19 protein-coding genes are annotated in these 24,047 nt (G+C 39.6%); 8 read left to right on the forward strand and 11 right to left on the reverse strand.

Annotation, left to right across the window (positions count from 1 at the left end):
• Positions 1-180: 180 nt before the first annotated feature.
• From F0226_RS09355 to F0226_RS09365, 3 genes are read right to left on the reverse strand one after another with little or no spacing between them, the layout of a single operon-like run.
• Positions 181-2,145 (reverse strand): diguanylate cyclase, encoded by a 1,965-nt coding sequence (locus tag F0226_RS09355; RefSeq protein ID WP_171735397.1) that lies wholly within the window; start codon positions 2,143-2,145, stop codon positions 181-183.
• A complete protein-coding gene (locus F0226_RS09360; protein WP_171735398.1) occupies positions 2,145-2,657 on the reverse strand; it encodes a YfiR family protein in 513 nt (170 codons plus the stop codon). The genes F0226_RS09355 and F0226_RS09360 overlap by 1 nt, the downstream gene beginning before the upstream one ends.
• A complete protein-coding gene (locus tag F0226_RS09365) occupies positions 2,647-4,722 on the reverse strand; it encodes a TonB-dependent receptor (protein ID WP_171735399.1) in 2,076 nt (691 codons plus the stop codon). The genes F0226_RS09360 and F0226_RS09365 overlap by 11 nt, the downstream gene beginning before the upstream one ends.
• A gap of 167 nt (positions 4,723-4,889) precedes the next feature.
• Between F0226_RS09365 and F0226_RS09370 the strand changes: the two genes are divergently transcribed.
• From F0226_RS09370 to F0226_RS09380, 3 genes are read left to right on the forward strand one after another with little or no spacing between them, the layout of a single operon-like run.
• Positions 4,890-5,642: a 5-oxoprolinase subunit PxpA gene (locus F0226_RS09370; RefSeq protein ID WP_171735400.1), complete on the forward strand. Its 753-nt coding sequence runs from the start codon at positions 4,890-4,892 to the stop codon at positions 5,640-5,642.
• Positions 5,643-5,670: 28 nt separating this feature from the next.
• Positions 5,671-6,420: an allophanate hydrolase subunit 1 gene (locus tag F0226_RS09375; protein ID WP_171735401.1), complete on the forward strand. Its 750-nt coding sequence runs from the start codon at positions 5,671-5,673 to the stop codon at positions 6,418-6,420.
• Positions 6,421-7,356, forward strand: coding sequence for a biotin-dependent carboxyltransferase family protein (locus F0226_RS09380; RefSeq protein ID WP_171735402.1), 936 nt, complete (start codon positions 6,421-6,423; stop codon positions 7,354-7,356).
• 209 nt (positions 7,357-7,565) lie between these two features.
• Here F0226_RS09380 and F0226_RS09385 read toward each other — a convergent pair whose 3' ends face one another.
• The 3 genes from F0226_RS09385 to F0226_RS09395 all read right to left on the reverse strand — a co-directional run bounded on the left by F0226_RS09385 (position 7,566) and on the right by F0226_RS09395 (position 12,454).
• Entirely contained in the window at positions 7,566-9,050 is a 1,485-nt protein-coding gene (locus F0226_RS09385) for an FAD-dependent oxidoreductase (protein ID WP_171735403.1), read from the reverse strand.
• 292 nt (positions 9,051-9,342) lie between these two features.
• Positions 9,343-11,778, reverse strand: coding sequence for an FtsX-like permease family protein (locus F0226_RS09390; protein WP_171735404.1), 2,436 nt, complete (start codon positions 11,776-11,778; stop codon positions 9,343-9,345).
• Between the two features lies 1 nt (position 11,779).
• Positions 11,780-12,454, reverse strand: a complete 675-nt coding sequence (locus F0226_RS09395) for an ABC transporter ATP-binding protein (RefSeq protein ID WP_171735405.1) — start codon at positions 12,452-12,454, stop codon at positions 11,780-11,782.
• Between F0226_RS09395 and F0226_RS09400 the strand changes: the two genes are divergently transcribed.
• The 4 genes from F0226_RS09400 (at position 12,453) to F0226_RS09415 (ending at position 18,213) form a co-directional block, all read left to right on the forward strand.
• A complete protein-coding gene (locus F0226_RS09400) occupies positions 12,453-13,058 on the forward strand; it encodes an arylesterase (protein WP_171735406.1) in 606 nt (201 codons plus the stop codon). The two genes, F0226_RS09395 and F0226_RS09400, sit on opposite strands and share 2 nt — an antisense overlap.
• Before the next feature lie 81 nt (positions 13,059-13,139).
• Positions 13,140-14,351 (forward strand): enoyl-ACP reductase FabV, encoded by a 1,212-nt coding sequence (gene fabV, locus F0226_RS09405; protein WP_171735407.1) that lies wholly within the window; start codon positions 13,140-13,142, stop codon positions 14,349-14,351.
• A 179-nt stretch (positions 14,352-14,530) separates the two neighbouring features.
• The gene (locus F0226_RS09410) at positions 14,531-16,444 is read left to right on the forward strand and encodes an EAL domain-containing protein (protein ID WP_171735408.1); all 1,914 of its coding nucleotides are present in this window, start codon (positions 14,531-14,533) and stop codon (positions 16,442-16,444) included.
• Between the two features lie 113 nt (positions 16,445-16,557).
• Positions 16,558-18,213, forward strand: coding sequence for an ABC-ATPase domain-containing protein (locus F0226_RS09415; RefSeq protein ID WP_171735409.1), 1,656 nt, complete (start codon positions 16,558-16,560; stop codon positions 18,211-18,213).
• A gap of 274 nt (positions 18,214-18,487) precedes the next feature.
• Here F0226_RS09415 and F0226_RS09420 read toward each other — a convergent pair whose 3' ends face one another.
• Both F0226_RS09420 and F0226_RS09425 read right to left on the reverse strand, forming a co-directional pair.
• A complete protein-coding gene (locus F0226_RS09420) occupies positions 18,488-19,105 on the reverse strand; it encodes a DNA-J related domain-containing protein (RefSeq protein WP_171735410.1) in 618 nt (205 codons plus the stop codon).
• A 197-nt stretch (positions 19,106-19,302) separates the two neighbouring features.
• Positions 19,303-20,142, reverse strand: a complete 840-nt coding sequence (locus tag F0226_RS09425; RefSeq protein WP_171735411.1) for an isopenicillin N synthase family oxygenase — start codon at positions 20,140-20,142, stop codon at positions 19,303-19,305.
• A 199-nt stretch (positions 20,143-20,341) separates the two neighbouring features.
• On the opposite strand from F0226_RS09425, the gene F0226_RS09430 reads away from it, so the two are divergent.
• On the forward strand, positions 20,342-20,947 hold the full coding sequence (locus tag F0226_RS09430; RefSeq protein WP_171735412.1) for a DUF2238 domain-containing protein: 606 nt from the start codon (positions 20,342-20,344) through the stop codon (positions 20,945-20,947).
• A gap of 74 nt (positions 20,948-21,021) precedes the next feature.
• Here the strand turns inward: F0226_RS09430 and F0226_RS09435 are convergent, their stop codons facing one another.
• Genes F0226_RS09435 through F0226_RS09445 form a run of 3 tightly spaced genes read right to left on the reverse strand, consistent with a single transcriptional unit; the run spans position 21,022 to position 23,976 of the window.
• Complete coding sequence (locus F0226_RS09435) at positions 21,022-21,273, reverse strand: hypothetical protein (RefSeq protein ID WP_171735413.1); 252 nt, start codon at positions 21,271-21,273, stop codon at positions 21,022-21,024.
• The gene (locus F0226_RS09440; protein ID WP_253820797.1) at positions 21,260-22,279 is read right to left on the reverse strand and encodes a DMT family transporter; all 1,020 of its coding nucleotides are present in this window, start codon (positions 22,277-22,279) and stop codon (positions 21,260-21,262) included. Before F0226_RS09440 ends, F0226_RS09435 begins: the two co-directional genes overlap by 14 nt.
• A complete protein-coding gene (locus F0226_RS09445) occupies positions 22,276-23,976 on the reverse strand; it encodes an SgrR family transcriptional regulator (RefSeq protein WP_171735414.1) in 1,701 nt (566 codons plus the stop codon). The genes F0226_RS09440 and F0226_RS09445 overlap by 4 nt, the downstream gene beginning before the upstream one ends.
• Between the last annotated feature and the right edge of the window lie 71 nt (positions 23,977-24,047).

Genomic DNA, 24,047 nt, shown 5'->3' on the forward strand with positions numbered 1-24,047 from the left:
ATTGGCTTTCCAAGCTGTCTTTTTGATAACTTTCATAATTAACTATTCTAGGTTCGATAAAACTTCCCTGCAGACACAACATACTTAGTAGTTAGCCTCTTGGTGACTATCAATTCATATACGTAAACCACGATATTTAGGTCTAAACCCAGAGAGGGGATCTATAAGTGTTTGATTTTATTAAGAATAAACATAACAACCTTTACCCTGTTTCTTGGCTTCATACATTGCCTGATCTGCGGCTTTTAAAATGACATCTAAATCCCTTTCATCATTTTCAACCAAATTAATTCCAATACTTGCCCCTACTTTTAAAGAGCGTTTTCTGTAAATTACTTCTTCAGTAATAATGCTTAATAGACGGTCCGCAAGAGCTGACATCATCGCTTTGTCAGTCTTTTTAATTATTAAGACAAATTCATCACCCGATAATCGAGCAACTAAATCTCCTGATCTCACTTGAGACAATAAGCGACTCGCAACTTGTCTTAGCATTTCATCTCCAGCATCGTGACCATACGTATCATTGACCTCCTTAAAACCATCTAAGTCTAGATAAAGTACGGCAAAATAATTTTCTGAATATTGGCTTGAAGAAACAACTTCATCTAACGTTTTATAGAGGTGAGAACGGTTAGCAAGCCCTGTAAGTGCGTCGTGATGGGCGAGATGTTCAAGGCGTTCCATTTCTTTCACATTAGAAAGGTCTGATAAGGTCAACACCATATCAAACTCACCACGTTGCTGATTTGAAACAATTCGGTTTATTTTGACAAACATTGGGATCAGTTTACCTGAACTGTGTTTTTCCCATACTTCACCCTGCCATTGTCCGAAGTTTTCTAATGAATCCGTAATTGTCGGCATCAAGGACGTAAACTGTTGCCAAGGAAGCACTTCAAACGGTGTTTTTCCTAGCAGTACATTAGCTTCATAACCAAGCAAACTCGTTACCGCGGGGTTTACCATCGTAATTTCATTTGAAGCGTTTAAAACAATCAATCCATCTTGGCTATTTTCAAACACTCCGGCTGCCAATTTTTGCCTATTCATTGCAGTTTCTATTTCAGTAACATCTTGAATAGCAAATAGCGTTTGACCTTGTTTGGAAAGTGCACGGCTACTAATGTGTAAAAGCTGTTTACTGCTAAACACATCGATCGATTCAATGAGTTGATCGTTGAGAACAAGATGTGAATCAATGGCTGACTGCAATAGATCAGCTTGTTTAGTCACTATAAGCTCTTTAATCGTCAAACATTCAAGATAAGCTGAAGTACAACGGAAAATTTCCATTGTTGCCGCATTTGCGTGAATGATTTCACCATGTTCATTAACTACGATAAGAGAGTGCTGAACGGTTTCAATGACTTCATTTGCAAACGACTTTTCTTGTTCGAGCTTATCTAAAGTAAAGTTTACTTGTTTCTCTCGCTGCCCAAGCCTTTCCAGCATCGTATTAAAAGCATGAACTAAATCACCAATCTCATCGTTACTGTTTAACGTGATTTTTTTCGTACGTTCTCGCCTTTCAACAAACGCTTGCATACCCTCATTCAAGTTAAATAAAGGCTCAATGATGAATCGTTGGATTATTTTATAAAGGATGGTTCCCAACAATAAGAGCAGTATTAAGTAAATACCCGCTGTTTTGAGTGTAACTAGGAAAATATTTTGGAAACTTTGCTTGGATATGGTTACTCGTAACTGGGCAATAACCTCTTGTTCAAGAACCACAGGGACCAGTAGAAAAATATACTGTTCAGAAATTGAGAACTGCTTTTCGTTAATCTCATTTCGTTCTTGTTCATTTGGTACTGGCGGAATTCGATCTTGCTGCTGATACATAGCAAAAAGCTGTGGTTCTGTATCAAATAGTTTCACACGTACAATGTCTCTGTCAGCACTAAAAGCTGACAAGATTTCATTTGCAGATTCTTTATCATCAAACAGAATGGCTGCTTGAAGATTGTAGGCAACACCTTTAGCTAACACCTTTACACGCTGGACTAGGTTATCTCTTTCGCGTTCATAAGTGACAGTGTAATTTACCCACTGAATGGTAATGAAAGTAACACTGATAAAGATGATTATTGGTAAAAATAATTTATTTTTTATGGATAGGTTTTTTATGGATGACAGCATTACTTGCCCTCCACTGTTGCGATGCGCAATAAATTTGAACCAATAGTATAATCCTCTAATTGAGCATTTTCTAAATTAATCTTTGGTTTGATCTGATTGCTCACAGTTTGCAATTCAATCACACCACCTTGCTGTGTAAAACCTTCGTTATCGCTAATGGTTACGTTCGGCGATGAAGCATACTTAGCATGCTCAAATTTTGATTTATACCCTGAAACGTATGTGACATGACAATCTGACCGCAGCCCAGATATCACTTTTATAGGCAGTGAGCGAATTACTTGCCCTTTGGTAATCGTACTAAGAACTTTCTTAACTCTATCATCACCAATGACACAAAAATTAAGCGACTTCATTTCAGCTTCATTAGTCCAACGAATAAAATTAGCCATTCTGAACACATAAACAGCCTTTACTTGGTGAGGTTTAAAGCTGGCTGCATACACTTTACACGAGCTAATAAGTGAAACAGTAAGCAAGGTTAATACAAGAAATACTCTCTTAAAATTCATGAGATATCCTTACATAAACGGACTCTTGATTCGCTTCTTTATAGGTTGCGTAGTCGGCTTGGTAACCACTTTTCTTACCAATATTTTCAATGACCACTTCGAACAATGGGGCTTTACTCGACTTCTGCCACCCTAACCTTGCGTCAAATGACAATTCGTGTGGGTAAGACTGCCAATCTATTGTTTCGTTAGTGTAAGTGACATAATGATCAGGGTAATTAACGTTCATATACTTACCGAGCACATCAAACTGCAACCCTTCAAAGACATTCCATAAGATCTGAACCGTCGCCAAATGTTCACTGTCTATATCATGCGTTGATTCAGAGTACGGACTAGATTCAGGATCATCTCCCTTATGCTCACCTTCCACAGATAAATAGGAATAACTAAAGTAGCTTGTTAAGTTATCTGTGAGCTTATAAGTGGCACCAACTTCAACGCCATAAGTTCTGGCTTTGTAGTCATCAGTTAAAACACCATTAATAACATGTGGAGCCTGGCTGTTTGAGCTCTGTAAGCTATGTTGACGAACATTACCGTGAATACTGTAAAAAGCCGTACTATCTACTTCTAACCGTTCGCCATTAAAGAAACGGTAACCGATTTCAGTAGTGATAACATTTTCATTATCTAGTTCGCTGTTTAATCCGTAGTAAGCGATGTAATCAACATACCCTTGGTTTTCATCATAATAATATGAGTTTTGGAAGTAAGCCGAGTTTGAATCCATATACGAGGGTGCTACAACTGCGCGGCTCACACCACTCCATAAAGAATGCTTTTCATCTAACTTATATAATATGCGTAATTGTGGTGACAGTTCGGTCGTTGAGTTTTGAGTAAAGTGTTCAAGTTTGACTCCCATTACCGTCGATAGACGCTCATTCCATGAGATTTGAGATTGAACAAATACATTAGTAATAAAATCATTAGCCGTTTCTATATCATAGGCTCGTCGATAATAATCAACATTGTAAAAATCAATATCATCAATTTGGCTAGATGAGAAATCCAGGTGCATGTAACGAATGCCGCCACCTAATGTGAATTGGTGGCTATCTGACAATTGTGTAATGAGTGTAGAATCAAAATCAACCGTAGAGTAACTTCCAGGCGCGTCCAAGGCATTATCATCATTGTATTGTCCCCAAATTGAATAGGACAAGACAGATTCAGGATTGAGGTCTAAGTGATCGTTAAATTGGGCATAAATGGATTGGCTTTCATTTTCAAAATCCTTTGCAGAATAATCGTACCAACCTTGATCGTCATAGTAATAGGTATATGAAGTTGTTTGGTACGAGCTTTTTTCTCCGCCCAGTCTTAAAGACCAGTTTTTATCTGAATTGGTTGGCTCGAACACCATTCCAGCAGATTGCGCTTTCCAAATTTCATTGCCTGTATCATTGGGTTTGTATGAAGGTTCTTCTTTGTATTTATAGAAAGCACGCCCAAAAAGGTGCTCGTTAAACTTTAAACCCTGCCTAACGCTGAGTTCATAATTATCGTCAGCAGACGCAACTGCAGACACATAAGTTCCTTGCGTGTCTTCTGACGATTTAGTAATGATATTCACCACACCATTTGCTGCGTTTCCACCCCAAACAGTACCACCAGGTCCTTTTAATATTTCGATTCTTTCAATATCAGCCAGAATATAGTCAACATCAGTCCAATACGTTCCGCCATAAACAGGGCTAAACAAACTGCGACCATCAATCATCACTAGCATTTTGTTATACAAGCCATCATGAAAACCACGAGTAGAAACAAACCATGACGTTTCATTAAACTTTGTCACTTTCAAACCAGGTACGAGCACCAGAGCTTCTGCAATTGTTTTTGCACCGCTTCTTTGAATTCGCTCGTTAGATAAAACATAAACAGAAGATGGAATGTCCGACAGCTTTTGTTTTGCCTTGGAAGCTGTTTCCATTTCTACGTCTAACATAGATAGCTCTTCAAGACTCATCGACATTAAATGTTCAAGTGAGTTCTCCTGAGAATAGAGAGAAAATGAAGGCAATAGTGCTAGAGCAGCGTATATAGATGAATGTTTCATTGTATAACCTGAGGTGAAGATAGGCATTTATCCTTGGTTTGCTGGTGACTATATACAGAAAGGCATTCTGGTAAAATTAGAAGTCGAAAAGTTTGAATTGGCTCACTGTTTCATACTGCTAATTGCTAGAATGTCTTAATAAAGTAAAAATAATGGATTGAGAACAAGTGACAACAAAGATATTACTTAATTGTGACATGGGAGAGAGTTTCGGACATTGGAAAATGGGAGATGACGAGCTTGTCATGGAGTGGGTTGACATGGCGAATATTGCTTGTGGTTTCCATGCTTCTGATCCTCATGTAATGTCTCGAACGATAAAACTGGCGCAGCACTACAATACTCAAATAGGGGCTCACCCAGGTTATCAAGATCTTATCGGCTTTGGTCGACGCTCCATTGCCCATACTCCAACGGAAATATCTGAATTAATTTCATATCAAGTCGGCGCTCTAGAAGCGTTGTGCCGTTACCATGGCACGTCAATAAAGTATGTGAAACCTCATGGTGCATTATATAACGACATGATGGATGATTTAGAAGTGTTTGATGCCATTGCTGATGCTGTGTCTGACTTTCAAGTCCCTCTCATGATTCTTTCTTCTTTAGATAATCAAAACTATCTAGATATCGCTGACAAGCATGATTTACCTTTGTTATTTGAAGCTTTTGCTGATCGGGCATATACCAATAATGGTCGACTCGCATCTCGAAACCTGCCTAATGCTGTCCACAACCACAGTGATGATATCTATAATCAAGTCATGCAGCTAATCAATTATGGCAGTGTCACAACAATAGATAAAGAGCGCCTTCATTTAGAAGCCGATACGATTTGTGTTCATGGTGATAACCCTCAATCAATAGCATTAATAAAGAAAATCAGCCAAGAATTACATTCCGGTTCAATCAATCGATAGCTCAGTTCCCTACAACGCAATATCAAATTTGGTGAGTGATATGATTCAACCCAGTTTTAAAATTGAGCCAATAGCAGAGTGCAGTTTATTGGTTACGTTTACAGTTAAGGCAGAGACAACAGGTAAAGAACAAAGAGTTGGTCATATTGCTGATGCGATTCGTTTTAATTTTTCAGACGTCATAATGAATGTCACACCAGCTTATCATTCAATATTGGTCGACTACCTTCCTTACCGTATTACTGAAGATGAATTCATTCTAAAATTGACTAACGTGATTCAAGGTATTGAACAAACCGGTTTTTCTGCTAGCCCTTCAGAGCTAATAGTTTTACCCGTCTATTACGCACATGAAACGGGCATAGATATAGATCGATTTGAAAAGAAAGGGGTTTCCTTAGATGAACTCATCAAGCTCCATACACAACCTGAATATACAGTAAGCGCTATTGGTTTTGCTCCAGGCTTTGGTTTCTTATCTGATGTGCCAGCAAAGCTTATGATGCCAAGGCACAGTACTCCTCGTTTATCAGTAGCAAAAGGCAGTGTGGCAATTGCAAATACCAAAACGGCCGTTTACCCAAGTGAATCTCCTGGCGGTTGGAATGTTATTGGAAACTGCCCTATTCCATTATTTGACTTAGAGCACCTGAATCGCGCTAACACGGATACATGCTTGGCAAATATAGATTCGATTTCTAAGTTGAAAATTGGCGCTAAAGTGAAATTCAAAGCAATTTCACGTGAAGATTTCCTATCTCTTGGAGGCTTGTTATAAATGACGACTTCTTCATTAACAATTATAAAGCCGGGGCAAATGACTCTAATCCAAGATTTTGGACGTTTTGGAACGAGTCATTTGGGTCTCACTCAAGGTGGACCTGTTGATGACTACGCATACAGTTGGGCGAATCATCTCCTTGCTAATCCAGTGAATCAATCGGTTATTGAAATTACGTTAGGTCAGGTAAAAATTCGCGTTGATGAAGATTGCGAACTGGCTATTTGCGGTGGGGATTTAGACGCCAAATTAGATGGCAAACCAGTAAGTAACTGGAGTACATTCATAGCTCATAAAGGACAAATGCTGTCTTTCGGTTTACCTAAGAATGGCTTAAGAGCTTACCTTGCAATAAAAGGAGGTTTTAATATACCACTAACTCTGGGCAGCAGCTCGACGGTTGTTCGCGAAAAAATTGGAGGAGTGAACAATGGTGCTCCTTGCGAAGCTAATGTGAAACTCAATTTTTTTAAACATCCGATCCCGACTCAATATAAATCACGATCGTTAACTTTCCGCTTTAAACCTAATTACAATTTACCTGTAACATTAAGAGTAGTGGAAGGTTATCAAAATCAATATTTCTCAGAAGAAGCCAAGCAAGCTTTTTACAGCCGAGAATTCAAAGTTGACCAAAACTCAAATCGTATGGGTTATCGATTACAAGGTGAAGCCATTGAATCACCTAAACTAGATATGCTTTCAGAAGGTATTGCCCTTGGTGCAATACAAATACCACAAGATGGGCTACCAATTATTTTGTTGAATGACAGGCAAACGATTGGTGGATATCCAAAATTTGGATGCATAGCCCGTATTGACTTACCTAGGCTCGCTCAAGCAAAACCTGGGCATTCAATTTCATTTGTTAAAGGTGACCGGTTGGGTCTTCAAGATGTGTGGTGCCAGTGGGCTAAATTCTTTGGTTACTAGATATCGCCTTGAACCGTAAAGTCACCTTCCAGTTAGTAATCACCTTCCAGTTAGTAATCACCTTCCAGTAAATAGCTTATCTTTCAGCCCACTACTTTTCTTCAAGGAATAGTGTAGAGATACAAAAAACGAGCCTCTATAGGCTCGTTTTTTAATTAGGTAGTTAAGAAAAACCAAAAGTATATTGAGTTAACTCTAACAAACATCCGCTAACGAACTTCACCAGTCACAATCGCCAAGGCTGCTGGGTAACCTCTTTCCTGAGTCAGTTGTACGGCTTTAGTTTCTACATTTTCCAAGTTTAGTAACATTGTTTTAGGATGTACGATTTCAATATCAGAACTAATTGGTAACTCAAACCAATGCTTCGCAATTTTTTGCGCAGCTTCGAGCGTGGAAGAAGCTTTTACCACTTCTAGTCGAGCGTAATTATCCCCAGCAAAAGAAACATCAGCGGCTCTTAAACTAGGATCTGAACCTGGTATTTGCTGAGCGCCAAATAAAGGTTTTCCGCCTACTAACGCACTTGAGAACGTCGGGATAAATTGAGACATATGTGAAATTGCCGCCTCAGTTCTTTCTTGAAGCTGTTCTTCTGTCCATCCAGATGTAATTTTCTTTTGTAAACGAGCAGGCAATTTAGGTTGTGAAGAATCACTAGAAGACGATACTAATCCATCTTTAAACAAGGTTATTCCTTCCGTCATGCCATGCAATTGAAATACGCCATCTGCATAAGGCGTCAACTGAGCCATGCCTTGTGGAGTCCCCCTAGGTCCATGGAAAATAACTTCTGGCCATTCTTCAGTACAACCTTCCCATTTCGTAATATAGGCAGCTTTAAATTCCACCAGCCTTTGCTGTTTAGAACCAATGAAGTCATCAACAACACCTGTTTCAAAACCACTGGCATTGATTAAGTAATCGGATTGGAAAGATTGGAGGTTTTCTTCATCATCTAAATAACTCAGCTTCCATTTCCCAGGTACGCTTTTCTGCAGTTTGCTAGATTGTTTCGTGTCAGCTTCCACTTTATCGACAGAAAGCAGTTGGCTATTGGTTAGCACTTGGCAATTAGGCTGTTTTTGTAACGAAAGTTGAGCCGCAGCAGAAAGCCTAAAAACACTTAATCCGTATTCTTGAACAATCACTACCGGAAACTTCAAGGTTTCGAGATTGCTGTGTTTAGCGAAAGGAATACACCATTCATCTAATGTACTTGGTGATTTAGGCTGAGTACGCAAAGCTAACACTTGTAACTGTTCTTTGTCATATAGCTTGAAATAATCATCAGGAGAACCCAGAACGCGGTTATTCTCATCTTTTTCGATAAGAGCTTTGTAAGATTCTTGGATCACATGAAGACGAGGAAGAAGGTCGTCAGGGTTTCCTCCATCAGAATGGGGGACCGCGATAATAGTTGGACGAATATTCAAAGAATGCGGAAATAACCGGATAGTGTCGATTGATTGCTTAAGTAGAGTCAAACACTGATCTTGAGAAATATCTCTATAAAGATTTCCACCAGCATGAAGGTGACAAATTGGAGGTCCATTAACTAAGCTAGGGCCTTTCTCCAAGATAGTGACGCTATATCCTAGCTCACTAAAATGAATTGCACTTGTTGTTCCAGCAATACCTCCACCAACGATGGCGATAGAAGGTTGAACTTTATCCGTTTTATTGTCAGTCATCATGTTCTTTAAGGCAAAATTAACTGACGTTATTCTACTTTCGAATTGAAATGATTTAAATCACATTTTTTTCAAGGTCTTAGCTTTCGACCATTTTATCAGCATATAAAAAGTGAAATATTTCTTGACTCATTTCCCAAACAACTCGATTTTAAGGGCGTTAAATCGACAATAAAAGCCGGAAGTAACGCCACATAAAGCCTGCCGTGTAAGTTGTTAGAATACCCGACTAACTTATCCCTAAAGTTATCCACCGTTTTTGTGGATAACTGTTGATAAGATTATTTACACATTAACCAAAGTCTTTATTAACAGGGACTAACAGTCGTTTTATCAAACTGTTGACAACTGCCGCTAGTGTAATAAATGTTAAAGCAGGTAAAGCTAGCCACAGCATTGGATGCGCATTTGGAGAGAGTTCAAAACCAAAATTCATGACCCCGGCCACACTAAGTTCAGCACCTAATGCTGCGATACTACCCGCCACTAGAGCCATTACTCCATATTCACACCAGATAGTGTTCAAAATACGCTTCTTACTCGCCCCTAGAGTTCGATACAAACGTATTTCTTGCTGACGCTGAGAAAGGCTCAATCGCAGTAAGGTAAATATAAGTAACAAGCCAGCAACCACACCTAGCGCCGCTAACACTGTTATTGACCAAACGATTTGTTGCAGTAACTGTTGGATCTTAGAGCCCATGATACGAATGTCCATCAAACTTACGGTTGGATGGTTTCGTGATAAGTCACTAAGCATTGCATTATGCATATCTTCTAATCGAAAACTTACCAGCCAAGTTGATGGAATTGAACTTAGAACGTCAGGGGTGAATATAAAGTAAAAGTTAGGCTTCATTTCTCGCCACTCGACTTTACGTATAGAGTTCACATCTGCTTCAAACGTTTGACTATTAATTGTAAACGATAATGTATCCCCTATTTCTAAACCCAAATCGCTTGCGACTTCAGATTCAATCGAGACACCATTTTCTTGCGTCCATTGACCTTCAATCACATCGTTATATTCAGGTAATGCTTCACCCCACGTAAAGTTCAATTCACGACTTAATGCATCGGTATTTTCTGAGTTATTTACATACTCTTTTGCTTCCACGCCATTAATATTGGCCAAACGACCTCGAATAATTGGAAAAGCTTGTGAACGTTCGATCTCGTTAGAATCTAATACTTCTAAATATGTGTTTTTTTCATAGTCAGCAATATTCAAAGCAAAAGCATTGGGTGCATTCTCTGGCAAGGTCTGCTGCCAATCGGTAAGTAAATCACTTCTTACTAACCAAATAATAGAAAGTAGCATCAAGGATAAAGCCAGCGAGCCAAACTGTATTCCTGTAGCCAAAGGGGTTCTGTTAATTCGACTTAGCGCTAATCTCATTGCCGTGGATACTGGCAATTTAGATAGCACCTTTAGAACACCGATACTGACAGATGCTAAAAGAAGAAATAAAACAACTATTCCAGCCAATACAATCCATACCAAGGAATTATCACCATACATTGCAAGCATTGGCAGAACAGGCACAAGTAATAGTAGATACTTTTTCATGCCCTCCGCTGATTTATGCCCCGATTGAATAACACTGATAGCAGATGTATTAACCAATCCAAACAATGGAATTCCAAGCGCAGGAACACCGATAAGAATACTCGACAAAATCGCAAGTAAAGCAGGTTCAAAGCCATAACTAGGTAAAGGGCTTGGCAGTAAGTCACCTAATGGAATTCTAAGCAGAGTTTCTAGCCCTATGCCGATACCGACACCAAGAACCGCAGCAATAGCAACCAATAAAGCAACTTGTACTGAAAGCCACTTAATAATCCACTGCTTACTCGCCCCTAAGCTTTTTAGCATAGCAATGGTTTTCTTACGGCTTGCCACATAGTGTTGACATGTAAGAACCAAAGTAGCTGCCGCCATGATCACAACAATAGCAACGGTTAGAGACAGATATTGAGTCGTACTTTCAAACATCTCATTGGTACGGCTTGCTGTATCTTGCGTGCGCCAACGATCACTTGGGGTTAATTCAACTTGATCCTGAATGGCTTTAAGTGTCGATTCATCACCATTTAGATACAAGCTAAAGCGAACTCGGCTTCCCGGTTGGATAGCACCCGTTTTCTCTATATCTGAACTATGGATAAGAACAGAAGGCATTTGTTGGAATGGGTTAAAACTCAAACCAGGCTCTTGAGCAATACGTCCTGAAATAGCTAAATCCGCATCACCAATAGTGACAATGTCACCAATTTTAACTTCTAATTGCGAAAATATGCGTTCATCAAGCCAAAGTTCCTCTGCTTGCACTTCATTTGTTTGCTGGCTATTTGACTCTAGAAGCATTTCGCCACGCAATGGATAAGCACTATCAACCGCTTTAACCGTCACTAACTGCATACCATTATCACTAAATGCCATGGTAGAAAATCGAGTCAGTTGAGAGCTTTCGAGTTGGTTAACTTGAGATAAATCTAGTAACTGTTCAGGAATAGGATTTGCCGACACAAACACACTATCAGCGGTTAGCGCATCTTTTCCCTGCTTAACTATTACTTGCTCCATTCGTTCTGCAAGTGCAGACAATGCAAACACACAGGCAATAATTAGAGTTAACGCTATTGATACTGGCCATAATTGCCCATGACGTATTTCTTCAATACTCCATGAGAACAGGCGCTTATTAAGTCCTTTGGATGAATTCACGTTACACTTCCTCTATGTTGCCTAAATGCATCTTTAACGTGCGCTGACAACGCTCTGCCAATTTAGGATCATGTGTAACCAGCACTAAAGTTGTGCCGTGATGGGCATTCAATTCAAATAGTAATTCGACGATTTTTGCAGCGGTTTGCTGATCTAAGTTACCTGTCGGTTCATCGGCAAACAGGATTTTAGGTTTGATCATGAACGCTCTTGCTAATGCAACTCTTTGTTGTTCACCACCAGAGAGCTGAGAAGGAAGATGATCCACTCGGTCTTTCAATCCAACAGATTCTAATAATGCTGTCGCGCGTTCAATATTTTCATCTTCACCTTTTAACAAACAAGGTAAGGTCACATTTTGTAATGCAGACAAGCTTGGGATCAATAAGAAACTTTGAAACACAAACCCAACCGATTCACTACGAATTTTCGCTCTTGCTTCATCATCAAGCTGTGAGAGTGCTTGACCAAGTAAGCTAATTTCACCTGTAGTGGGAACATCTAGCCCAGCAAGTAACGTCATTAGTGTTGATTTACCTGCACCTGAAGTACCGACGATAGCGACCGTTTCACCTTCTAGAATATCAATATTGATCTTCTCTAAGATTGTTAAATGTTCTTGATTAGTAGACACTGTCTTCGAAACAGCTTCAGCTTTAATTATGGATGTGTGCATGACTAGACTAATTTCCTTTCTATTATTTTTCTTATTTTCCGCTACGTCTCTGGCGCAGACGAATACGTTACTAATCCTTGGTGACAGCTTAAGTGCTGGCTACAACATGGATATTAAGCAAAGCTGGCCAAGCTTATTGCCGGAGGCTTTACTAGAACACGATAAATCAGTAAAAGTGATTAATGGCAGTATCTCTGGCGATACAACAGGAAACGGCTTAGCCCGTTTACCTCAGTTATTAGAAGAACACACACCAGACACAGTTTTAATTGAATTAGGTGCGAATGATGGTTTAAGAGGCTTTCCGCCTAAACTTATGTCTTCTAATTTACAAAGTATTATTGAACAAGTAAAAGCTTCTGGTGCAACACCAGTCATGATGCAAATTAGAATCCCGCCAAATTACGGAAAACGTTATAACCAACAATTTGAATCTGTTTTTACTTCGACTTCTGAGCAACATAAAGTTCCATTGCTGCCTTTCTTTCTTGAGCACATCATTTTAAAACCAGAGTGGATGATGAATGATGGCTTACACCCAAAGCCAGAAGCACAACCTTGGATTGCTGAATTTGTTGCGTCTGAATTATATCAGTATCTTTAGTTTTTAATGGTCTAGCTCAATAAATTTTACATAGCTTTACGTTAACCTAAATGCATATCACCTCTATATGTAAGGTTATTTATGCTGATAGAACCCATTATCAAAGGTGTGGTAGCAAAAAGTGCCCACCCTCTTGGTTGTAAGCAAGCAGTAAAACAACAAATTGACTATGTAAAAAATGCTCCGCAAATCAAGAGTGGACCTAAACGCGTTCTTATTATCGGAGCCTCTTCAGGCTTTGGGCTTGCTTCAAGAATTGCTCTTACATTTGGTGGCGCTCAAGCTGACACTATTGGTGTCTCGTTTGAGCGAGGTCCTAATGAAAAGTCTTTAGGTACCGCTGGCTGGTACAACAATATCTATTTCAAGAAAGAAGCGGAAAAAGAGCATCGTCAAGCCATTAATATTATTGGGGATGCTTTCTCTCAAGACACCCGTAATCGCGTTATTGAAGCCATTGAGACCTATTTCGAAGGTGAAGTCGACCTAATAATTTATAGCCTAGCTGCTGGTGTGCGCCCTAAAGGTGAATCAAAAGATGAGTCAGGTGAATTCTGGCGTTCAGCGATTAAACCTATCGGTGAAAGTGTCACTGGCGCAACTATTTCATTAGAAGATGATAGTTGGACTGAAACAACGGTTGAACCCGCTACTGAGGAAGAAACTCAAGCGACTTTAAAAGTAATGGGCGGTGAAGATTGGGAAAACTGGATTGATGAGTTAATCAATGTTGAGTCGATTGCACCAGGCTGTCAAACCATCGCATTCTCATACATGGGACCTGAAATTACTCACCCTATTTATCTCGATGGTACGTTAGGTCGAGCAAAGATAGATTTACACCAAACCAGTCACTCTTTAAATCTCAAACTCGCAAACTTTGATGGTCATGCTTATGCTACTGTCTGTAAAGCCCTTGTGACTAAAGCGAGCGTATTTATTCCGGCTCTTAGCCCTTACCTACTTGCTCTCTATAAAGTCATGAAAAATCATGGCACACACGAGAATTGTATCCAACAAATGCAAAGGTTATTTAGTAGTAAGCTCTACGGACAAAAACTAGTACCTTTGGATGGGGAACGATTACTGCGAATGGATGATTGGGAGCTAAACCCTGAAACTCAAGCTGAAGTTACTGAGATTCTGCATAGCATGAATTCAACTAACTTTACTCAATTGGGCGATTATGAAGGTTTTAAACAAGAATTTTTGCAGTTAAATGGCTTTGATATTCCATTAGTTGATTACTCTAAGAGATTGAATAGTGACAGTTTTGTTAGCTTAACTCCATGATGAAAAACAAATCTCAATTGTGAGATAGACTTCTATCTTTTAAAGCCTTGGTAAAATTGCCAAGGCTTTTTTTCGTAAGCTTACTTATACTTATACAAAACCCATGTTTATTGTTTTTTAAATTCGATACATGCAACACAGGATGTGTTGTTCAATTCAAATAAGGAACATGATTTCGTATGAAGAAAGTTAATACTTTAGATTTAGAAATCCCAGACAATATGAGGGTTGGGTGGCAAAACATTGTCGACCTACTGGCACAGATAACTGATGTCCCAGCCGCTTTAGTGATGAGAGTTCATCCAGAGTCGATTGAAGTGTTTTCCACCAGTCAAACGGAGGGTAACCCATACAAGGTTGGAGACTCAGAAGAATTAGGCAATGGTCTGTATTGTGAAACCGTCATCAATAATCAACAAATGCTAACCATTCCCAATGCTCATAAAGATCCTGCGTGGGCGGATAACCCTGACATTCAGTTAGGCATGATTTCTTACTGCGGTATTCCACTATTGTGGCCAAACGGAGAAAGTTTTGGCACTATTTGTATTTTAGACAGTGAAGAAAATCATTATACCCCTACCTATATCAAGCTCCTCGAAAGCTTTCGTGTTTCGATTGAATCCCAGTTAACCACATTATTCCAACATGCCAAGCTGGTACAAATGAACAAAGAGCTGAAAAGCCGAGTTCATACCCGAACTAAAGATCTCGCCAGCTTGAATTATTCTTTAAGCCAAGAAATAGATAAACGTAAAGCTGCTGAACAGAAAATTTATTACCAAAAGAGTCATGATTTAGGTACCGGATTTCTGAACCGTCACACTTTTGAAGCACAACTCAATCATCAGCTTCTTTCCAAAGATCGTGAACCAGACCAATCATTTGCCGTTATTCACATTGGCTTTACCAATGGTCGCCGCATACAAGCACGTTATGGATACAAAGCATTAGATAAGGTGTTAGTCGAATATCGTGAAAGATTAGACTGCATTGATGATTTGGATGTCATCATAGGTCGCCCTACCTCAGTAGACTTAGCGATTGCCTTTAGCGTTAAAGATTTACAGCATAGACTTGACGAGTTGTGCAATTACTTAGTTGAAATTGGTCACTCTGAATTTGTCATTGATAACGATAAAATCCACCTTCATGCTTTCATCGGTATTGCATCAAGTAACATAGGGGATAATGCAGAATCGGTTTTACAAAAAGCAAATGAAGCGATGATCGCTTGTAAAGATTCAGGGAAAAAATTCGCGTATTACTCTCAGTCTCACTCTGAAACCCAAACCCACATAAATAAGCTTGAAAGTTACTTATTACAAGCCGTCCGTAATGACGACTTAATGTTGTATTTCCAACCGAAGGTCTGCCCTGTTACACACAAGTGGATTGGTGCTGAAGCACTGCTTAGGTGGCGTCACCCCGTTCTTGGTGATATTTCTAATGAAACCCTCATTCATATGGCTGAACAAAATGGGTTAATCTTTGAAGTTGGTAGTTTTGTTCTTCGAGCAGCAATTGAGAAAGCGAAAGAATGGTCAGAGTATGTCGATAACTTTAAGATGGCTGTTAATGTCTCTGCCGTTCAACTTAAAAATGCTCAATTTTCAGAACAGGTAGTCCATTTATTGGAAACCTACCACTTACCGCCACACTTCCTTGAACTTGAAGTAACTGAAAGCGGGCTGATTGCAGATGAAGTTGTCGCTAAGAATACTCTAGATTCATTGCATGAAATTGGCGTGACATTGTCACTTGATGATTTTGGAACCGGCTATGCCTCATTCAGTTATTTGAAAAAATTCCCTTTTGACTTCATCAAAATTGATAAAAGCTTTATCGACCAAATGCAAAGCTCGACTGATGATGTTGAAATTGTCCGTTCAATTATCCAAATCGCTAAGAAGCTAGATTTAAAAGTCGTTATCGAAGGGATTGAATCTGAGTTTCAGGAACAATTCATTATCAAAGAAGGCTGCGATGTTGGGCAAGGCTATCTCTATGGGAAACCCATGCCCTGCCAAGAATTTGAACAGAGTTTGATCAACCAAAACTACTTAGGGACCACACAGTACGCTTTAACTTAGTTTTTTCACTTAACTCAGCAAATTAAACAGACTTTCTCTTTACTCTATAGGTGGCGGTTTTTATAATCGCCGCCTTTCTGTTTTATCTTTCCCCTTAAAAGGCACACTTCGTTATGGATCAGTTGACTGCAAAGCTGAAAAAGCTAGAAAAACAAAACTACCGTGCATATCAACAAATTAAAGGTCAATACGACTTTGCTGACTTTGAACTTCATATTGATCACATTCAAGGTGACCCATTTGCATCGGCTTCTCGATTCCGAGCGACCCGAGCATGGTCTTTAACTGGGTTAGATTGGCTTCAAGGTAAATCCCCAGCTTATCAAGTAGCAGCTCGCGACTTTATTGCTCGTAGTTTTGCTCAATTTGCAAAACAAGAATCCAGCATTTCAATTGCACTTACTGGACAAACGGTTTTAGATAATACGGCGGTTGTTTTCACTGAACATGGAATTGAAATACGATTCCGCATCAACTTACCCGCTGACGGTCGCAGCATTCTTGCTAAGAAAGCAATTAACATTATTACCTTCTACCTGCCGAAGTTTATCCGCCGTGCAACACTTGAGCGTGAGTTAGATTTTGATGCCTTAGTTGAGCACTGTGAAACTATTGAAGACCAAGAATCACTTCGTAAGCAACTGGAAGAAAATAATCTTGCTGCATTTGTAGCAAATGGAAGTGTACTTCCCCGAGTCGCTGGTAACTGTGATTTCCCAATGAAAGATGCGGTTCCTTTCACTGCCCCTGAATCTTTGAGTGTTTCGTTAAAAACACCAAATAAAGGAATGGTGACAGGTTTAGGCATCCCTAAAGGTATTACGCTGATTGTTGGTGGCGGTTTCCATGGTAAATCTACGTTACTGAATGCTATTGAACGTTCCATTTACAACCATATCCCAGGAGATGGTCGTGAAGGTATTGTGACGAACATTGATGCTATGAAGATCCGTGCAGAAGATGGGCGTTGTGTTCACAACCTAAACTTGTCGAACTACATTAACCATTTACCAATGGGTAAAGATACGGCTGATTTCAGCACTCAAGATGCTTCCGGTTCTACGTCTCAAGCGGCTTGGTTACAAGAGTCAATTGAAGCTGGCGTACAAACACTTCTCATCGATGAAGATACTTCAGCGACTAACTTCATGATCCGTGATGAACGTATGCAAGCGCTTGTTTCTAAAGGTGATGAACCGATTACTCCTTTAGTTGATCGTATCGGGCAACTTCGAGATCAAATGGGCATTTCTACATTAGTCGTTATGGGTGGTTCTGGTGACTATCTAGATGTTGCGGATACCGTGATTCAGATGCATGACTACCAAGCGGTTGATGTAACAGAAAAAGCACAGCAAGTCATTGCTCAGCATCCTTCACAACGTTTGAATGAGTGTGAGACTGAACTGGCAACGTTCACCCCTCGCCCATTTAACCGACCATGCTTAATGAACATCTTAACTGATGGTAAATTCCGCGTAACCGCGAAAGGTAAAGATTCACTTCGATTTGGTAAAGAATTTACTGATCTTTCCGCTCTTGAACAGTTAGAGTCATCATCTGAAGTGAATGCAATTGGATGGGCTTGGTTCCAATTTGCACAAGGAATCGGTTGGTCAGATAACCCGGCTAAAGAGTTTACAGAGATACTTTCTGGAGATTGGCACGCTAATATGCCAGCGCAAGGTGATTTAGCAAAACCTCGTTTACTTGACGTTATGGCTGCACTCAGCCGTATGCGTAAGTCGCAGTTCAAACCTTCAAAATAGAATGGTTTATCAAAGCTGATTAAACAATAAAGGTGCGATAAACGCACCTTTTTTTAACTCTATTTTTTACCGTTCGCACTTAGTGCTTAAGTTTATCATCTAATGATAGCCACTTAACTTTAATTCTTAACTCTTAACTCTTAACTCTTAATACTAGCTTTAGATTTATAATTCTTGTTTAGCCGTTCTTGGTTAATAGTTCAGAGTAAATAGTTATTAGGTCATAGTTCTTAGGCAATAACTTTGGGTTAATCACTCAGCATGACAATATGAGTTAATGACGCAAAATATTCCAAGCTTCGCACAATATTCTGAATTTAGACGTGTTGCCTTGGTCTCTATCTGGATGCCATTTTAAGGCTAATTTACGCCAGCGTTTACGTATCTCCACCTGAGTCGCATCCATCGGTAACTCAAATAAGTTTAGGGCTTTGGCTCTATCCATATCAACACCATTATTGCTTCCCACAAACTTACGGTATCGAGTCCAAAACTCATTCAGCAGTCGTTTTACTTCCCCTTCATCCGCTTCATAATTATGCCAATGTACATAATAATCACGCAAAGGATCTTCATGATCAATCGCATTTTGGCTGGATTGAAGGTTCACCATCAGCTCAATATTCATTGCCTGAACTTGTAACCAACTCTCTGGATATAAGGTTTCTTGCAATTGGTAGAGAGCATTCATGATCAGAAAATTTCGTTTGAAAAGATCTTTTTCCGGAATGCTATCTAAAATTGGCATTAAGCCAAGATCATTCAAATGAGCAGCAAGAGTATGAACTTTCCAACCTGATGGTTCTCCTCTTAATACCTCTAAGATTGGCCATAATAATGGGTTCTCCATATGGCTCTGAAATGTCGCAGTAACACTCTGATTTTCTGACATAAATATAAACCATTATTGAGAATACATAAGATAAGCTTCACCTAATTGAAATCTAAACTCTGTTACTTGTCGAGTTTAATCACCGTTCTACATGTTGTTTTATTGATACTCATAGCAAAAAGGCCAGCATTCGCTGACCTCTAATATCTAAAACGGTTTTGATTTAAGCGGCATTACCCCACTTTGAATCATATCGTTTAGATTACACCTAGTTCTCTTAAACGTTCCATCAGGTATTCATTCGCTGTGTAGTTTTCAGATAACACAACTTCTGGTTTAGGATGCAGAAATAATGGTAGAGAGATACGAGATTTCTCTTGGCGTGCACCTGATGGATTAATTACACGGTGAGTCGTTGACGGGAAGTAGCCGCCAGATGCTTCTTGCAGCATGTCACCGATGTTAATGATCAAGTTACCAAAATCACAAGGTACATCTAACCAGTCGCCTTCTTTAGATTTAACTTGTAAACCAGGTTCATTTGCCGCAGGCAAAACAGTTAATAGGTTAATGTCTTCATGAGCTGCTGCGCGAATAGCACCGGGTTCTTCATCGCCTTGCATTGGCGGGTAATGCAGAACGCGAAGCAACGTTTGTTCGCTACCATTGATCATCTCAGAAAGGGCGATAGAAAACTTATCTTGAACGTCTTGAGGAGCATAAGATTCAACCCAACCTAATAGCTCTTGAGCAAAAGCATTAGCACGTTGATAGTAATCTAATATTTGTTCTTTAAGCTCTTCAGGCATTTGCCCCCATGGGTATACATGGAAGTATTCTTTGATGTCTTTAACGCTATGACCCTTGGCAATTTCCGACACTGAAGGTGGAAAATACCCATCTTGTGTCTCAACATTGAAGTGAAACTTTTCTTTCTCTTCAGACATGAAGAACTGATACCAATTTTCATAAATTGATTCAACTAACTCTTTTGGTATCGGGTGATTTTTCAGAACTCCAAATCCAGTTTCACGTAGTGAGCGTACGAATTGTTCTGCAGCATCGTCAGCAAGGTAATCGACAGTTTCCAGTTTCATGACTTTCATTCTTTTTATGTATTTGTGGCGTGATTTTAGGGGGCGCTTTGCGTTAAATCAAACTTTAATGAAATAGAGGCAATCGTTTGTTTAGATACTGGGCGGTACTTTGCCTTTTCAACAAATTTAGTGAATACCACGCAATTGAACAGTGTTCATAATTATGTAATCATACGTAGAAATTATAAGGACAAGCTTAATGACTCATCTGCCTATTCACCAAAATAAAACATTATTGATGTTATCAGCACTGTATTTTGCTGTTTTAGTTTTTAGCGCAATTTCACCGTTATCAAGAGCAGTTTGGTTCGCTGAAATTATTCCTGCTGTTGGTATTCTGATTGGTATCTATTGGGCTTCAACTAAGCATACTTTTTCAAAAACATCTTACATGCTTATGTTTATTTGGCTCGTTCTTCACACCATTGGCTCTAAATACACGTTCTCAGAAGTGCCTTTTGATTGGTTTAATAACCTGATTGGATCAGAAAGAAATAATTTTGACCGAGTGGCTCATTTTTCAATTGGTTTATACGCATACCCTCTTGCAGAGTTTCTTATGCGTCGAAAGCATTGCAAACCAATAATTGCAGTCTTGTTTTCTCTATTTGCAATCATGAGTGTTGCGGCTGGCTATGAAATTATTGAATGGTGGTACGCCGCTATTGCTGGTGGAGATGAAGGGATAGCATTCCTTGGTTCTCAAGGCGATATTTGGGACGCACAGAAAGATATGTTGTGTGACACATCAGGGGCAATACTCTCATTGATTCTTCTTAAGCTTCAAGGTCGAATAAAGGAATAGTTAGTAGGTTGGCATTGTCTCGCAAATCAACGAGACGATGCCCATTTGAATTTAGTTACTAATAGTTTTCCTTATCACTTCATTGTCACCTTTCCACCTATGATTTTAAACGCAGGTGTTCCTCTCACTAAAGTATCTCTAGCAAATTCAATTCCGCAATTTGGACAATGGCAAGGGGTTGTTGTGTAGTCATCAACAATCCTTTCTTTAAAGCATTTTACTAAAGAACCCTTACCGCCTTTTCGATACTTAAAAAGTTGTTGCTTACATTTACCGCAAAAGATATCTACGGTTTTAGTCGGCTGTTTTTTATTAGGTTTTGCCATTGGGTGACTTCTTTGGGGAAAGTAAAACAATCAAAATACCAAGTAATATGATTGTGGAAGAAACAATAAAATGAAGTGTGACTGGCTCTGAAAGGAAAACAGCCCCACCTAATGTTGCAATTACAGGTACTGATAATTGTGAAACTGAGGCAACTACAGTCGGAAGTTTCTTAACGACGTAATACCAGAGTGTATAGCCTACTCCAGAAGCGACACTTCCAGATAGCACGGCATAAAGGATTCCTTTGCTTGTTAATGTCAATGAGCTTGTGAGCGTCAGCAAGCTTGATGGTGCCCAATCTAAAACCATCGTGAATAAACTTACTATTGCGCCGAGTAATACAGAGAACAATGAAGCTGCGATAAAGTTCCAGGTCGTTGATTGTAAAGGCTGATCTGAGAGTTTACCGGCTAAGGTATAAAAACCCCATGCCATACCTGCAGCAGCCATTAATACAATAGAAGTGACATCAAACGGTACATTTGAGCTATTAGGAAGAAGTAAATATACAAGCCCGATAATGGAAAGTACGCAGCCAATGGTATCTGTTTTTGATAACGAATGTCCTGACAAAACATGTGCTGCGATCATCGTAAATTGAACGGTTACGAATAATATAAGCGCCCCAAACCCAGCCCCTAATTCAATATACGCGAAAGAAAAACCGTACATGTAAACCATTAATGAAACAACAGGAATTGCTTTTACATGGCTTGTGCTTAGAAGTTTCTCAAAAGGCTTAGATTGACTTTTCTGCCCAGAGTCATTTTTTATATAGTGATAAGTTTGAACTGAAATAAGAATAACGATCAAAGTGAATGATCCGGACAATAGCCGGATCAATGAAAAACTTAAGGGATCTATCGTTTGATCAGCAAGCGCCCAGCGGCAAAGTACTGAATTAGCAGCAAAAGCCACCAGCGTAATAGCTGTGACCAAAAATATTTTGAGTAAATCTGAAGACATCCAAGTGCTTTTTATCGTCTTATTTTTTTTCATCATCATGAATTTGATTGATCCAACTCCGGCTTAACCCACACTTGGCTAAAATCAAACCAACCTAACGCATTGCATTTCGCGTTTTGAAGTGTGCCACATTGATCTTTATTGACACCTAACCAGCCATGAAACATCGGGATTAATTGATAACTATTTACCAGTTGTTTACCCAATTGCCTTGCTGGAAATGCATCATATTCGCCAGCTCGCCATTGGTCGACCAACTGACACCACTCGTCAAAATCATCCAAAGGGCTCAATAATTCAATATCACTGTAATCCATCAACCAACCAGCAAGGGCATCATCACGATTATTTGAAATCCCCATCGGTTTTATCCAAACATCCACATTTTCCGGGTCTGGCAAAGTATGATCATAAGTAATAAATTCAACCGCCACATCATATGATTTTAAAACTTTGCCAATTGCTTTCGCAAGAATAGGAAACATAGGGTGCTGTAAATGGTAAGCAACCGTGATCACTTTATTGCTTGTTGGCGCGGTTTCTACAGTGCTTAATTTAATATCATACCAACCGGGCTTTAAGCCATAAGCATGTAAAACGCCCAAATCGATCACTTTTTCTTTGGGGATATGCGCAAATAAATCAGATGCATTTAATACATTGGATAAGAAGATTGCCCACCGAGGATCGGTTGCAATACCAGATCTTCGGTTGAGTAATAAGTAGGTACAACCGGGATCAAGCTCTACCTCATCACTATCTCCTCTATCAGCCATTACCGGCTTAGATAAACTTGGATAAACCATAGAAGAATAGGCTTCATCAACAACCCAGACTTCTACTCGGTCGACTAAAGGTCGAAAGCCAAAGTAACCATCAAAAGCATGCAATACGAGGCGCTTTTCATTATTAGCTTCAATCCTGTATGGTCCAGTACCAATCGGCTTGAGGTCGTAATCTTCGCCACGTAAACTTTGAGGCAGAGTCATTTTGGCACTGGATTCGGTTAACGCTAATGGGAAGTGCTTATCAGGACGAGTTAAAAACACATCTACGACCCAATTTTCTGAGGACGTCACATCTTTAATGTGCGAAAACATGTTCAGAGATTCTAAAGCCAGAAGATTAACCACCACATGCTCAGTTAACAATGGCTCCCCATTATGAAATCGAACTCCCGGTCTAAGATAAAAACGCCAATGAGTGTCAGACACGGCTTGCCATGTGTGAGCAAGGTCCGGCTGTAATTTGTCGTGGTCATCAAGTCGAGTTAAGCCACTGAATACCTGACAAGCGATGTGCTGCTCAGAGCGACGCATTGATTTGGATGGGTTGAGCATAGAAAGAGGTCGATAATAGGGCAAACGAATAACTTGTTCACCTTCTTGGTATTGAACCCCTAAATAACGTTGAATAACTTGTGTAAGCTTACCTGCATCACTATCTAACACTGTAAGGGCTTGACCAATCTTTCCTTCTTCAAGATAACGACGAGCAAGGTTCTCACTAACATCATTGCGATTCTGCTTGAAGTTAAGTTTCGATAACTTTCCTCGCCCAGCCGCTGGATGCCACTCTATCCAGCCCTCCTCTTCTAACTTATTGAGCACGATTCTCGCATTTCGGCGTGTACAACATAAAACATCCGTAATTTCTTCAAGCTGGATGCCTGTGTCTTGTCCATCACAATGTTTGAATAGAATTTCGAATTGAACGCGAAGTCTTGGGCTGCTCATAAAGAGGAAATCTTATATAACGGAAGTTATTTATAGTTTCCTCATTTTTCAAACGGAGATCAATCATCCAA

It is taken from the genome of Vibrio sp. 99-70-13A1 (assembly GCF_013114625.1).
Taxonomy (GTDB): Bacteria; Pseudomonadota; Gammaproteobacteria; order Enterobacterales; family Vibrionaceae; genus Vibrio.